This is a genomic window from Vibrio sp. 1159 (genome assembly GCF_033340395.1).
Taxonomy (GTDB): Bacteria; Pseudomonadota; Gammaproteobacteria; order Enterobacterales; family Vibrionaceae; genus Vibrio; species Vibrio alginolyticus.
This window is the reverse complement of sequence record NZ_JAWOWL010000017.1, coordinates 89,988-104,140: the sequence shown is the minus strand read 5'-3', so window position 1 is coordinate 104,140 and position 14,153 is coordinate 89,988. Positions and strand designations below refer to the sequence as shown.

Genomic DNA, 14,153 nt, shown 5'->3' with positions numbered 1-14,153 from the left:
GGCGCTGGACTAAACAAAGGCCCCCTTTTAGGGGGCTCACACAAAGCCACCTTCTTTAGAAGGTGGTAATTTACTTTCTTTAAAATAAAGTATGGTCTCCCTCCTTTTAAAGTGGTAAGTGTTGAATAATTCAACAGTGGTTAGGTAAATGAATAAAATAACTAAACTCGCTTTGACTTTGTCCGTATTGACATCTGTTGTTGGGTGTCAACTGGTCTCAAATACGCCGATGCAATCGACAGCAACGAACGAAATAATTGAAAAAGCAAAGGCAGAGTTTGATGGACAACGTTTTTATAAGTTGAATGAATATGATGAAGAAATCAACGTTTCAGATGACGGGGTCATTACCTTCAAGTCTTACTTACCACGCAGCGGCGGCTATGAATGGGTACCAATTGTGATACGCGATACTAGTTTTCGTGTTTCTTGCGATTATTTCAGTGAATATGTTGAAGCTGGAATGGTTGTTCAGGTTCAGTTTGTAGGTAAACGCGGGCGCATTGAAAATTACGACAAGCAACGTTGTGAAGAGTTTGGCGAGCCAACATGGCAATAAGATCTATGGATAATTAAAGCGCCGACAGGCGCTTTTTATTTACGTTTGAGTTAACCGTTAGAAAAGATGTAGACCAATCTTCGGAAGATTAGGCAAGCAATGCGTAGTATCTGGTCACAAGTTGGTATGAACTTGCCTTTTAGAAAACGCTAATAAAATCGCTAAACAGCTACATGCTAATAGAACGACACCTAAGTTTTGTGCTGTTCCAGCCATCGCTAATCCTGTCCCGATCATGATGTAGTACATGAGCCCAAATAAAGCGCCTGCGCTACCTACCTGTTGTTTATAATCAACGAGTGCGTCACTGAGTATATTGGGTATCGCAATCCCATAAGACATGACGACTAACACCATTGGAGCAACAAACCAGATTGATTGGCTCAGAATCAACACACCGACTGATCCCAAACTAAGCAATACTGCTGAGAGCCAAAGTAGTTGGCTTTTTCGAACATTTTTAGACACTAGGGATTTGTTTAAATAACTCCCAAGCAGAGTGCCTAACCCCAGTACCATGCCACTGTATCCAAATTGTTCGGAGTTATACCCAAGTGCTGAGAAAGTAAATGCGCCAAGCTGGTAATAAGAAAATAGAGCAATGTTATACAAAGCAACCAGTAATCCTGAGCGCCAAATTCGCGCGTCTCTTACCATTTTCCAGCTAAGTTGATGCAACCGTACTGGTGTCTGTTCCTTCTGTGTTTCAGGAAGCTTAATAACGTTATAAGCGAACAATACTAACGCGATTAAAAACAAGGCAAAAAATACATAACGGTATCCACCAAGCGCTGTAAGCTGCCCGCCTAATAGCATGCCAACTACCGGGCTGATTGATATACCCATCCCCATTAAGCTGAAGACTTTACTCAGTTCTTGACCGTCAAACGCGTCACGAAGCATGGTCTGTGTGACAACGGATCCTACCGCGATACCAAATGCGCTTAGGGCTCGCGCGGCCATGACAACAGCAAAGCTTTCGGTTTGAGTTGCGAGTAAAGATGCGCAACCATAGATAAAGAGCCCAATAAGCATGGTGGGCCTTCTTCCCAGTTTATCTGCGAGAACTCCCCAAACTACAACGCCAATGGCAAAAGCTAGGAAGTAAATCGACAATGTTTGGGCTGCTTGTGCGTGGTTTACATCAAATGATAGAGCGATTGAGCTCAACGCTGGGCTATAGATGGTTTCTACAATTTGCGGAAACATCAACATAACCAGCATGAGCCATAAAGAGGGCTTAGTATTCATATTGTTACCCATCGTTAATGAAGTTGGCGGGCAGTATAAATGAGGCTATGATTGATCTAATAACAACATAAAAACAAAATACATCAATATTCGGACAAAATGGCGCTTATTAACGAAAAAACACAATTTGATGCAGACAAGATTACTAATTATGTAGTGGGAATTGCTGCGGATATTGGCAAGCACGACTCAGGTATGCATATGCACAAGAAAGGGCAGTTATTGTACGCACCTCAAGGTTGTATGAGTTTTGCTCTGGAAGACTCGATTTGTATTTTGCCACCGACAAAGGCGGTTTGGATCCCACCTAATACGCCGCATCGTGCACTAATGACGAATGTGGTGGCGTATCGATCTTTGTATTTTGATTGTGAGGAGTTTGCCTGTCCGAGTAAGATCGCGATGATAGAAGTGAATAATTTACTCCAAGCTCTTATTGATAAAATGTCATTTTGGGAGTGGGATAAGCCTAGCAGCGAGATGGTAAATACGACGGCGCTTTTTTGGGAGGAGTTTTATGCTGCGAAACGTTATTCGTTTCAGTTGCCTTTGCCATCGCATCGGCGCTTAACAACGTTTCGTCGAGAGTTGGTTGAACCTTCATTTCTAGCTCCTTCGCTTACTACTCTTGCAAGCAAAGTTGGGGCAAGCACCAAGACGGTAACACGATTATTTAAGTCGGAAACGGGTATGAATTATCAAGATTGGCGGCAACAGTGGAGGCTTTTAAAAGCAGTTGAATTGTTATCAACGGGCATGCCAGTCAGCGCAGTTGCCGATTGGCTGGAGTTTTCGTCAGACAGTGCATTTATTGCATTTTTCAAAAAGCAAACTGGACAAACACCTCTGACGTTTATGAAAACCAAGCCTTAAGAGTCAAAATGCTCACACTCTTTCTAGAACAACCCCCAGGTTCACAGGCTCAGCCTATAAAGCATACATAGACAGGTACCAACGTGCAGGTTACTTGTCTTTACTCTGCAGTTTGCGAAAGTATTGCGTGGTAAAATCAACAAAGGCTCGGATGCGTTTTGGTTGATGTCGGTCGTGATGATAAAGGAGTGAAAATTCCACACTCGGAATGCTCCAATTGGTAAACACTTCTTTTAGCTTGCCTGTCTGGAGTTCTTGTTGACAATAAAGTGCTGGCACACGGATGATGCCATTTCCCGCCAAGGCTGCTTTTATCATTACTCTGCCACTCTTACATCGTAACTGTCCACGTATCTGGTGTTCCGTTGACTGCTTTGTATTCGTGTTCTCAAATGCCCACCGTGTCACACTACCTGTCAAACAAACGTGTTTTTCTAAGTCCTTTGGATGCGAAGGATAGCCATATGTTTCTAAATAGTTTGGGCTTGCGTATGTCCCCATTTCCACATCGATCAGTTTGCGAGCGATAAAGTTGGAGTCGTCTAACTTTCCCATTCGAAAAGCGATATCGAATTCATCCGCGATTAAATCGACACGATGGCTACTAAAATCTAAGTTAATGCTCACTTGTGGGTGTTGGATTAGAAACTGAGCAACGATATCTGCGACAACGTCTTCTCCTAAATAGCCCCCCACACAGTTGATACGAATGTCACCTCTTAAGTCTTCTACATCATCAACCACTGCCATAACAGCTTGATCAATATTGTGAAGGGCAGTTTCACACTGTTTATACAGAACCTTGCCTGCTTCGGTGAGGTTCAGTGTTCGAGTGGTCCTTTGTAGCAAAGTGACACCAATCTGTTGCTCCAGATTTGTTATTTGACGTGAAACGTGTGAGCGAGAAACGCCAAGTTGCTCTGCTGCTTTCGTGAAGTTTCCTAGTTGAGCGATTAGGACGAAAGAGCGAATATCCGCAAGGTTGATGTGTGTTTGCATGATGACTTCTTCATAATTCAAAAAAGTATTGTTGCAGTATAACAACAGTGTTTCAACTAGGTCGGTATATATCAACAAACAAAGTTTTCTTAAACTTACCGCCACTGATGTAAACCGTTCGATTAAGGATTCAAAATGAAAAAGTTAATTGTTATTACAGGCGCTAGTTCAGGCATTGGTGAAGCGATTGCACGTCACTTCAGTGAACAGGGCCATGCTCTTCTTTTGTTAGCAAGACGTGTAGAACGTTTGGAAGCATTAAACTTACCAAATACGCTTTGTGAAAAGGTAGATGTGACCGACAAAGCTTCTTTTGAGGCTGCAATTGAGAAAGCTGAAGCGTTGTATGGTCCGGTAGATGCACTTGTAAATAACGCAGGCGTTATGCTTCTAGGTCAGATAGATACTCAGGAAGCATCGGAGTGGAAGCGCATGTTTGATGTGAACGTAATTGGTTTGCTCAATGGCATGCAGTCCGTCCTAGCACCTATGAAAGCACGTAACAGTGGTACGATCATTAACATCAGCTCTATCGCGGGCAAGAAAACATTCCCTGATCATGCTGCTTATTGCGGTACCAAATTTGCGGTTCATGCTATTTCTGAAAACGTACGTGAAGAAGTTGCGTCATCGAATGTTCGCGTTACGACGATTGCACCTGGTGCAGTGGAAACGGAATTACTTTCACATACAACGTCTCAAGATATTAAAGATGGTTATGACGCTTGGAAGGTGGATATGGGCGGCGTGTTGGCCGCAGATGACATCGCACGCGCAGTGCTGTTTGCTTATCAGCAACCGCAAGGTGTATGTGTTCGTGAAATTGCTTTGGCACCGACAAAACAACAACCTTAACATTGAGTTACGGCGATTTTAGGTCACTAAAGCCGTAAAACTTTGCATATCGATTCGTGATTGAGATGGCATCTTTAAACTAAGTTGCGTGAAAATTTAGGCCATCTATTTAAATCCGGACAATAAGTGTGTTATTGCTTATACCCAAGTTACTTAAGGTGAGAAAAAACTTTGAGTAATTTGGGTTTTTATTTGGTCTTAACTTTAGGTAGCGGAATTTATTTAGGTCGAAGGCGATAGTTGTGAAGAAAGGAGAGTGTGACGTAAAACAAAATGAAGCAATATCCGTCTCTTAATGAGAATTGATTTCATCAACGTCACAAGCCGTTACAATTATCCGTTAGGTATTATACTTTGTGGGTGGTTAATATTTAACCAAACAAGGAGGTGTGTATGAAACGATTCGCAAACATACTTTTTGCAACACAAGGATTGCCAGGCCATAGTGACGCCCTCGAACAAGCGATGAGGATTGCATCTAGCAACAAAGTGCCTGTCTCAGGGCTAATAGCGTGTCCTGATTTCCCAACAGACATGATCCAGTATCAGCAAAGTTATGAGCAATCGCTGCAAGACTCCCTCAAACAAAGTATTCACGAATATAGACAGAAGCTGGGACTCTCTGAAGAGGATCTCGCATTTCCTCTTACTGTGAAAAGCAGTGAAAAGCCCGCTGTCTGTATTATTCAAGCAGCATTAGCTGATAACAAAGATCTCATCATCAAAGAAGCTGAACCGCTCGGTGAAGGTGCTGAGGGTTTCAAAGCTATTGATATGACTCTGTTACGAAAATGCCCTTGTCCGCTTTGGTTGCACCGACCAATTGATAAGCCAAGAGATAAGCGACGTGTTGCTGTGGCTATCGACCCATTAACGGCAAGCGATGAACAGCACTCATTAGCCGTGCGTTTACTCGAATTATCGCGTTCGATTGCCGACACCTGCGATAGTCGTTTACACGTGATTTCTTGCTGGGAGTATTACTTAGAAAACTACCTAAATGGTAACGCTTGGATTCAAGTCGATGATGCTGAGTTGAAACATGAACTCGACAAAGCAAAAGCCGATCATAAACAAGCTCTGCAACAGCTGTTGGAGGAGTCTGGGATTACAGGTGAAATTGTGATTCACCACCTGCATGGAAAACCCGACGAAAAGATTCCAGATTACGTAGAGAGTATTGAGGTAGACGTGCTGGTAATGGGAACCTTAGCGAGAACTGGTATATCTGGCTATGTCATTGGTAATACGGCTGAAAATATTTTGCAATCGATTAACTGTAGTTTGGTCGCTCTTAAGCCCGATGGTTTTGTCTCACCGATTCAGTAATTGGGGTGTAACAAAGTTGGGTTTAAGTGATGTTTTAGGTAAAGGAGGGAGATGGATCTCTAGAACATGGAATTATCAATGTATCAATAAGTTATCAGAGGAGAGTGACATGAAAAACCTATGCCCGAAATGCCACACAGAAATGATAGAACGTTCGAATGTTTATGTTTGTCCGAGAAATGATATCGGTGACTGCACCTACGATGCATTCGAGTTAGCTGATGACGATAATCCATATACATTCAGCCAAGAACACGTAAGTAGTGACCTACGTTCTTATGCCGTAGCAGACAGCAAATAGCGGTTTGTATCGGCGTTCCTCTAAGTAGCACTCAGTGATTACTGTTTGCTACTTTTCCCTTGGTTTCATGATCGTTTTTGAAGCGCTTGGGCTAAAACAATACAGTGGAGTTTGTCATTTGCGCCGAATAGGGCGTACCTTCTTATAATAACGAATGGGCTGCGATGTTGAATAACATAACGGGTAAAGAAAACCTGCCGAAAAACCTAGATAATCAGTTGGTCTTACTGATTTTCCCTGCGCTGCCAGTTTTAATCTTCTCTTTTCTCTTCTACATCTATACTCCTGCAGGCGTGAGCTGGAATGCGGAATGGATACCAAGCCTCGATATCAACCTTAGCTTTAGACTAGATGGCCTTTCATTTCTTTTTGCGGGACTGATCAGTGGGATTGGCGCACTGATTCAAATCTACGCTTTGGCTTATTTACGAGAAAGTGATAGCCGGTTTTCCTTTCATTTGTATCTAACCCTATTCATGCTTGCCATGCTAGGGATTGTGATGAGCGATAACATTCTGTTGTTATTTGTTTTCTGGGAACTCACCACCATCACTTCTTATTTACTGATCGGGTTTAATCACGAAAATAAAACGTCTCGGAAAAACGCCTTGCAGTCGCTGATTGTTACTGGTGCTGGTGGACTAGCGTTGCTAGCTGGTCTTATCTTGCTGGGAGCAATGGCAGGGAGTTATGAGCTAAATACCATTATCGAGCAGGCAGACACTATTGCGCAGCATGAATGGTTTATCCCATCTCTAGTACTCATACTACTCGGTGCATTTACTAAATCTGCGCAATTCCCGTTTCATTTTTGGCTACCTAACGCGATGGCAGCTCCCACTCCGGTCAGTGCGTATTTACACTCGGCAACAATGGTAAAGGCAGGCATTTACCTATTAGCACGTTTATCGCCAGTTTATGCCCACAGCGAGATCTGGTTTTATGCTTTAGTCATCACTGGGAGTATCACGGCCATTTGGTGCACATTTGTCGCATTAAAACAAACTGACTTGAAGCTGATGCTAGCCTACAGCACGAATGTTGCTTTGGGTAAATTAACATTATTACTAGGTATGGGCACAGATTTGGCCGTTAGTGCAGTATTGATGTTTATTCTCGCTCACTCTTTCTATAAAGCTGCGCTGTTTATGGTGGTGGGTAATATCGACAAAGCGACAGGAACACGAGATATTGATCAATTGTACGGCCTGAAGTCAGTTCTCGTCATCAGCATGGTTGCGGGGAGTTTGGCTGCATTGTCTAAAGCGGGGTTCCCGCCGTTGTTAGGCTTTTTGAGCAAAGAATACATGTACAAGTCCGCAGTAGAGCTCAATAACTGGATCGCCTTTGTACTTTTAATCGTGAATATACTGATGGTCGCGCTAACCATTATGCTTATTGCGAGACCATTCTTTGCTCGCCGTGATCTCGTGCCGATTGAAACTAAGCCAGTTGAGACAAAAAAAGCCATGTGGATCTCGCCTTTGCTCTTGGCAGTTGGCAGCCTCCTAGTTCCGTTATTCGGTTTGAATTGGTTAGATCGCAATATTATTTTTCCGGGCTCTACTGACATTCTGCCCACAGCAACTCTTAAAGAGACATCACTATGGCATGGCGTGAATGTACCGTTAGTGTTAAGCGTTATTACGCTAGCGTTGGGGTATGTGGTGTACCGTGTTTATCCTACTGTGTCTGCATTTTTTCAGCGGCTACATCTATTCGTCCCCAAAGCGGAGAATATTTTTGAACGACTATTAGATGGCATGATGACAGTGGCGAAGTGGCAAACGGCGCGGTTACAGCAAAAGAAATTGAGTCGCTATGTCCTATTATTTTTCACGGTACTTGCCGTTGCGTTACTGAGTCAGGTAGCGCTTATTCCTCTGCCTTTGGTTGGCGAACTTTCAAGTGTCACTTTCTATGAGATTGGTATTGCCTTATTGTTGATTGGTGCTGCGCTCGTATGTACGTTGTCCCACGCAAGACTTCTTGCGATTTCTGCGCTTGGTATGATTGGCTTCATGACCACGCTTGTTTTTATGATTTATAGCGCCCCGGACGTTGCGAAGACTTTACTGTTAGTGGAAACATTAATGGTGGTCTTTCTTGCATTGTTAATGCGTCATATGCCACGTCTAACCACCGTGCCTAAGCATTCAATAAAACGTAAAGTAGCGAATATTTGCATAGCAGGTGTGATAGGTGTTTCGGTTACTTTACTTTTGTTAGGAATCACGTCTCAGCCGATGGACTCTTCGGTGTCAGATTTCTTTGCAGAAAACAGTGTCCCGGGTGGACATGGGCGAAACATTGTTAACGTTATTCTGGTCGACTTTCGCGCATTTGATACATTGGGAGAAGTTGTTGTCGTTGTTATTGCAGGGATTGCTGCAGTGAGTTTGCTTAAGACAAGAGCGAAAAAGCAAAATCGTATCCAATCATTAATTTTTGCAACCACGGCACACATTGTTTCGGCACTCATGCTCGTATTTTCAGTGTATCTGTTGTTACGTGGTCATAACGAACCGGGTGGTGGCTTTATTGGTGCGTTGATTGCCGTTATTGGTTTATCACTTCTCATGTTCGCGGAATCACCGAAATACGTTCGTTCTAGGTTGTATTTCAAACCGTTTCTCATTGCGTTATCTGGCATCGCATTGAGCTTAGTTTCTGGTGCTTTGAGCTTTGCGTTTGATAAACCGTTTTTGACCGGACTGTGGTGGAAAGACGTGATACCACTAGGGACGCCATTGGTTTTTGATGTTGGTGTTTACCTTGCCGTTATAGGTGGCGTGATGGGTATGCTGCTTCGTATTAATGAGGAGCTAGAGTGATGGAAATAGTCTGGAGTGTTGTCGTTGGAGTATTTGTCGCAGCAGGTGTTTATTTAATGCTTGAAAAGCATATCTTGCGCCTTTTGTTCGGCATCATGTTACTCAGTAGTGCGGTTAACCTTGCTATTTTTACCGCTGGAAGGCTGACGCCCGGAGAGCCGCCATTGATTGGCGATAATGCTCTTTTACCACCAGATAGCGCGGCAAATCCTTTACCTCAAGCGCTTATCTTAACTGCGATAGTCATCGGTTTTGGACTACTTATTTTTGCTTTAATGCTGTTCTATCGAGCTTATAAAGACACTGGAACTGCAAACGTCGATGAAATGCAACGTTCTGAGGAGGGTCAATGAGTTCGATTTTGCTTACGTTACCGGTTGTTCTCTCGCTGAGTACGGCGTTGACTATCTTCTTCGTCCGTCGCTCAACAAAAAGTGTTGAGTGGTTGAGCGGTGTAAGTGCGATTTCGACCCTTTTCGTTGCGGGCTTTCTCACAGAAAACATCATAAGTAATGGTATTCAAGCCGTTGCTTTTGGTCAGTGGAGTGCGCCATTTGGTATCGTGTTTGTCGCAGATTACCTCAGCGTTGCTATGGTGATGATAACGGCGGTGATTGGTGCGATATGTGTTTTCTACGCGATGGCGGACCTTCACCGAAAGCCCTCCTATAGCAATTACCATGCGCTAATGCACGTGTTGCTTGCTGGCGTTTATGGCGCTTTCCTGACTGGAGATATTTTTAATCTGTATGTTTGGTTTGAGGTCATGCTCATTTCATCATTTGGTTTAATGGTGTTAGATGCAACGAAAACTCAAGTTGATGGTGCAGTAAAGTACGTGATGTTGAACCTGATTTCGACGCTGGTATTTTTGCTTGCTATCGGTTTATTGTATGGCGCAACGGGCACCTTGAACTTGGCCGATCTCTACACCAAAGTAGGGGAAAATGAATTGAGCATCAACATGATGCTGTCCGCGCTATTTTTGTTTGCCTTTTCTATTAAAGCGGCACTCTTTCCTTTATTTGCTTGGTTGCCAGCTTCTTATCACACGTTACCAAGCGGTGTGGTGGCACTGTTTGCCGCGTTGCTTACTAAAGTCGGTGTATACGCGTTGATAAGAGTCTTTACCTTGGTATTTCCGCTCGCCGAGAGTGGTTGGCAACCGACGTTAATTTGGGTCGCAGGGCTAACCATGTTAACGGGCGTTTTAGGAGCGGCTAGCCAATTCGACATTAAGAAAATTCTTTCTTTTCATATTATTAGCCAAATAGGCTATATGCTCATGGGGTTGGCTATTTACACTCCCTTAGCTTTAGCCGGTGCCATTTTCTACATTGTTCATCACATCATTGTAAAAGCGAATTTGTTCTTAATAGGTGGATTCATCGAGCGCAAATATGGCTCTAGTCAACTTGAACATTTGGGTGGGGTATACAAAGCTATGCCTTGGTTGGCGTTCTTGTTTCTTGTCCCTGCGTTTTCTCTGGCCGGTTTTCCACCGCTATCGGGTTTCTGGGGAAAGCTATTGGTCATCAAGTCGAGCATACAGGCTGAATATTACTGGTTAGCAGGTACCGCGTTATTGGTGGGGTTGCTTACCGTCTACTCGATGACGAAAATTTGGAGTGAGGCATTTTGGAAAAAGCCATTTAGAGAGAAGCCAGAACAGACTCTGCAGGCCAAAGTACATTGGTTGTACTGCGTTCCAATTATTGTATTGACAACGTTGACGCTAATCATTGGCTTAGTGGCGGAGCCTCTTTATCAATTTTCCGTTCAAGCTGCAGAACAACTGTTAAATCCGACTGAATACATCAGAGTGGTGTTAGGAGGAAATACATGATCTATCTATTCCTCAATTTTTTCTTAGCGTTAGCGTGGATGATGCTTAATGGCAGCTATTCGAGTCTGAATTTTGTTGTCGGATTTACGGTCGGTTTTTTTGCTTTAAGGTTGAGTCAACCATTTGGATTGAAAACGAGCTATTTTCAACGTTTTGCATCTGCATTGAAGTTATTGATGTACTTCGCTTATGAAATGGTTATATCGGTTGCGAAAGTGGTGTGGGACGTCGTGACACCTACTCATTTGAGCCAGCCTGATATCGTTTATGTCCCTCTGGAGGTCGATTCTGATCTAGAAATCACATTACTGGCGAACATGGTTTCTTTAACACCGGGCACGCTTAGTTTGGATGTTACGGCTGATAAAAAGTATCTTATCGTTCATGCCATGTTTGCACCTGAACATGAAGAGGTTATTCGCGGAATTAAAGATGGGTTAGAGCATCGAATTTTGGAGGTGACGCGTGGATAGTTGGCTGCAAATAACGGTCACTTTTGCCTATTCTGGGCTACTACTCAGCTTTGTTATGGCTTTTGCTCGTTTAATTCTAGGACCAACGCTAGCTGATCGAGTTGTGGCGTTAGATCTGATTTCATTTATCACTATCGGATTTATTACGGTTTACACCTTAGACAGCGGTGAGGACGCTCTGTTAGACATCGCCATTACATTAGGTTTGGTCGCATTTCTCGGCACGATCGCATTTGCACGTTTGATCGTTAAAAGAAAGGAGAAAGAATAATGGACGTGTTGATTGGACTATTTTTATGCTTAGGAACATTGTTGACCTTGGTTGCAAGTCTAGGTGTCCTGAGGCTTCCTGATTTGTATACCCGAATGCATGCAGCGACCAAAGCTGGAACTGTCGGAGTGAGCTGCTTGTTATTAGCGGTCGCTTTCTCACTCCCTGAAGTTACCGTGATCTCTCGGGTTATCGGTACGATGTTGTTTATCGTTCTCACTGCGCCAGTCGCCTCCCACCTGCTCGGCAGAGCAATGCGAGAGGTCGGATATAAGATTTGGCGCAATGATTAACCATTAGCGTCGAATAGTACTACGCCCTAGTTGAAATAAACTCGAAGCTGTATTGATGAAGTCGGAAGTAATTGACGGTATATTCAAATGCACGACCATCTTCTAGGTAACCAGTGGACTCAACTTTTAGAATAGGGGAAGCTTCTGTTTCATTCAGGTATGAGGCCGTCTCTGCATCTAACAAATACGGTTTGACAGACTGACAGCTTTTCGCAATTTTCAATCTTTTGCTATTTTCAATGTACTCATATTTAGAACCATTCATTATGGCTATGCTCAAGTCTGGAAATAACATTGCTGGCATATGAGTGACTTCGTAAATTTCAGGCTCATCATTAATACATCTGAGTCTATGTATTTCATATGTATCATCATTGGGCGAGAGATTTAACTGCTTAGCAACCTGCTCATTCGGCTTTTTAAGTTCGAACTTTATGACTTGAGAGCTAGGCGTTTTCCCCTGTTTACTGACTTCCTCGATAAAACCCAGCAAATGTAAGGCATCATGTTGGGTTTTTAGATCGTTTACATAAGTTCCACTACCTCTTGTCCGACTAATTAAATTATTGTCGACCAGAATTTGTAAGCTTTTTCTGATGGTTACGCGGCTTACGGAAAACTCTTCTTGCAAATCACTCTCTTTTGGAAGCATCGATTTAGGTTGTAGTTCCCCATCTTTGATCTTTTTTTCTAATCGTTCCGCAATGTCTATGTATTTGGGTTTCATAATACCTCGCTAAGTCTTGGATCATGATAGCAAGAATGTGATCTGAGATGTAGTTAATACTTTTCCTTAGGATCTTTGTGTGATTTTTATCTCGTATCTTTGTGCTTACACTTTAAATGTATCATAAAAGTATTAATACTTATTTTATACATTTTCAGGATAAACATTTGAGGTAGCGAAATGAAACGTCAAAAATTAACGATTGTTGGTGCTGGCAGTACATACACACTTGGTATGATGAACAGCCTTATTGCCGAAAAAGATAACTTTCCACTCGCAAAAGTCGTGTTTTACGACATAGATGAGAAACGCCAAGAATCGAATGCATTAGCTACTGAAATTCTATTGCGAGAACACTATCCAGAAGTTGAAGAGTTTGTTTATACAACGGATAAATCTGTCGCATTCGCAGATTCGGACTTTTTCTTTATCCAGATCCGCACTGGTGGGTTGGCCATGCGCGAGCGCGATGAACAAATCCCGCTATCCAACTCTTGTGTTGGGCAAGAGACATGTGGCGCGGGAGGAATGGCATATGGACTTCGCTCTATCGGCGACATGATCCAGCTAGTGAATGAGATCCGACAAACGTGTCCAGATGCGTGGATTCTTAATTACACCAACCCGGCGGCAATTGTCGCTGAAGCTTTAAATCGTGAATTTCCGCATGATAAGCGAATTCTAAATATCTGTGATATGCCAGCAGCGATTATGGTCAGCTATGCGCAATTGTTAGGATGTGAAATTTGGGACTTCGTTCCTGAATATTTTGGGCTTAATCACTATGGCTGGTTTACCAAAATTCGTAACAAACAGGGTGAAGACTTAACGGACAAAATTAAAAATATCATCCTAAAAGAAGGGATCAGTGCGGTTGATGCGGAAATAGCGGATGACCCATCGTGGCAAGCCACATTCAAAAACATGAGAACAATGCTTGCTGATAATCCAGAGTTTTTGCCGAATACGTATCTTCAATACTATTTGTACCCTGAAAAAATGGTGGCGAAAGAGGATATCAATAATACTCGCGCAAGGCAGGTAATTAACGGCCGTGAGAAACGAGTGTTCGAATTGAACGCAAGAATAATTGAAGCGGGCACCACGAAGCACGAAACACTGCATGCCGATATCCATGGTCGATACATGGTGAGAGTCGCGGCTTCGCTAGCCTACAATTTGAGCGATGTATATCTCGTCATCGTACCGAATAATGGTGCTATTACAAATTTACAAAATGACGCCATGGTAGAAGTTCCAGCTGCGCTAACTAGTGATGGACCGAAAGCTTTTACTGTAGGAAAAATCCCAACCTTCCAAAAAGCCATGATTGAGAGCCAACTTGGTTACGAGAAATTAGTCGTGGATGCTTGGTACGAAGGAAGTCAGCAAAAGCTGATTAATGCACTCACACTTAACCGTACCGTGGTTAATGTGCCAAAAGCTAAAGAAATAACAAAACAATTACTAGAAGAAAATAAAGCCTACCTTCCTCAATTTTTTCAATAACAACTGGACGTTCGGGGCCTACTTGTAGGCTCC

Annotated in this window: 15 protein-coding genes; 12 read left to right on the top strand and 3 right to left on the bottom strand. The window is 43.0% G+C overall.

The features are described 5' to 3' along the window. The first annotated feature begins 148 nt into the window (after nucleotides 1-148). Nucleotides 149-559, top strand: a complete 411-nt coding sequence (locus R7127_RS14790) for a hypothetical protein (RefSeq protein WP_017633710.1) — start codon at nucleotides 149-151, stop codon at nucleotides 557-559. Between the two features lie 114 nt (nucleotides 560-673). On the opposite strand, the gene R7127_RS14785 is transcribed toward R7127_RS14790, so the two are convergent. Next, nucleotides 674-1,810: a multidrug effflux MFS transporter gene (locus R7127_RS14785; RefSeq protein ID WP_172563747.1), complete on the bottom strand. Its 1,137-nt coding sequence runs from the start codon at nucleotides 1,808-1,810 to the stop codon at nucleotides 674-676. Between the two features lie 99 nt (nucleotides 1,811-1,909). Between R7127_RS14785 and R7127_RS14780 the strand changes: the two genes are divergently transcribed. After that, nucleotides 1,910-2,683 (top strand): AraC family transcriptional regulator, encoded by a 774-nt coding sequence (locus R7127_RS14780; protein WP_017820362.1) that lies wholly within the window; start codon nucleotides 1,910-1,912, stop codon nucleotides 2,681-2,683. Nucleotides 2,684-2,773: 90 nt separating this feature from the next. On the opposite strand, the gene R7127_RS14775 is transcribed toward R7127_RS14780, so the two are convergent. Next, entirely contained in the window at nucleotides 2,774-3,682 is a 909-nt protein-coding gene (locus R7127_RS14775) for a LysR family transcriptional regulator (RefSeq protein ID WP_005373334.1), read from the bottom strand. A 135-nt stretch (nucleotides 3,683-3,817) separates the two neighbouring features. Between R7127_RS14775 and R7127_RS14770 the strand changes: the two genes are divergently transcribed. From R7127_RS14770 to mnhG, 9 genes are all read left to right on the top strand, one after another. Next, nucleotides 3,818-4,537, top strand: coding sequence for an SDR family oxidoreductase (locus tag R7127_RS14770; protein ID WP_005373333.1), 720 nt, complete (start codon nucleotides 3,818-3,820; stop codon nucleotides 4,535-4,537). Nucleotides 4,538-4,930: 393 nt separating this feature from the next. Beyond that, nucleotides 4,931-5,866, top strand: a complete 936-nt coding sequence (locus tag R7127_RS14765) for a universal stress protein (protein WP_318141984.1) — start codon at nucleotides 4,931-4,933, stop codon at nucleotides 5,864-5,866. A gap of 109 nt (nucleotides 5,867-5,975) precedes the next feature. Further along, nucleotides 5,976-6,167 (top strand): hypothetical protein, encoded by a 192-nt coding sequence (locus tag R7127_RS14760; RefSeq protein WP_005373328.1) that lies wholly within the window; start codon nucleotides 5,976-5,978, stop codon nucleotides 6,165-6,167. A 164-nt stretch (nucleotides 6,168-6,331) separates the two neighbouring features. Further along, the gene (gene mbhE, locus R7127_RS14755) at nucleotides 6,332-9,001 is read left to right on the top strand and encodes a hydrogen gas-evolving membrane-bound hydrogenase subunit E (protein WP_172563748.1); all 2,670 of its coding nucleotides are present in this window, start codon (nucleotides 6,332-6,334) and stop codon (nucleotides 8,999-9,001) included. Next, on the top strand, nucleotides 9,001-9,354 hold the full coding sequence (locus R7127_RS14750; RefSeq protein WP_017633704.1) for a Na+/H+ antiporter subunit C: 354 nt from the start codon (nucleotides 9,001-9,003) through the stop codon (nucleotides 9,352-9,354). The genes mbhE and R7127_RS14750 overlap by 1 nt, the downstream gene beginning before the upstream one ends. Beyond that, nucleotides 9,351-10,847: a Na+/H+ antiporter subunit D gene (locus R7127_RS14745; protein WP_172563749.1), complete on the top strand. Its 1,497-nt coding sequence runs from the start codon at nucleotides 9,351-9,353 to the stop codon at nucleotides 10,845-10,847. Before R7127_RS14750 ends, R7127_RS14745 begins: the two co-directional genes overlap by 4 nt. Next, nucleotides 10,844-11,320 (top strand): Na+/H+ antiporter subunit E, encoded by a 477-nt coding sequence (locus R7127_RS14740; protein WP_104976188.1) that lies wholly within the window; start codon nucleotides 10,844-10,846, stop codon nucleotides 11,318-11,320. Before R7127_RS14745 ends, R7127_RS14740 begins: the two co-directional genes overlap by 4 nt. After that, entirely contained in the window at nucleotides 11,313-11,591 is a 279-nt protein-coding gene (locus tag R7127_RS14735; RefSeq protein ID WP_005373317.1) for a cation:proton antiporter, read from the top strand. Before R7127_RS14740 ends, R7127_RS14735 begins: the two co-directional genes overlap by 8 nt. Further along, on the top strand, nucleotides 11,591-11,884 hold the full coding sequence (gene mnhG, locus R7127_RS14730) for a monovalent cation/H(+) antiporter subunit G (protein ID WP_005373314.1): 294 nt from the start codon (nucleotides 11,591-11,593) through the stop codon (nucleotides 11,882-11,884). The genes R7127_RS14735 and mnhG overlap by 1 nt, the downstream gene beginning before the upstream one ends. A gap of 19 nt (nucleotides 11,885-11,903) precedes the next feature. Here mnhG and R7127_RS14725 read toward each other — a convergent pair whose 3' ends face one another. Beyond that, nucleotides 11,904-12,611, bottom strand: a complete 708-nt coding sequence (locus R7127_RS14725; RefSeq protein ID WP_172563750.1) for a GntR family transcriptional regulator — start codon at nucleotides 12,609-12,611, stop codon at nucleotides 11,904-11,906. A 180-nt stretch (nucleotides 12,612-12,791) separates the two neighbouring features. Between R7127_RS14725 and R7127_RS14720 the strand changes: the two genes are divergently transcribed. After that, nucleotides 12,792-14,120: a 6-phospho-alpha-glucosidase gene (locus R7127_RS14720; protein ID WP_005373308.1), complete on the top strand. Its 1,329-nt coding sequence runs from the start codon at nucleotides 12,792-12,794 to the stop codon at nucleotides 14,118-14,120. The last annotated feature ends 33 nt before the right edge of the window (nucleotides 14,121-14,153 follow it).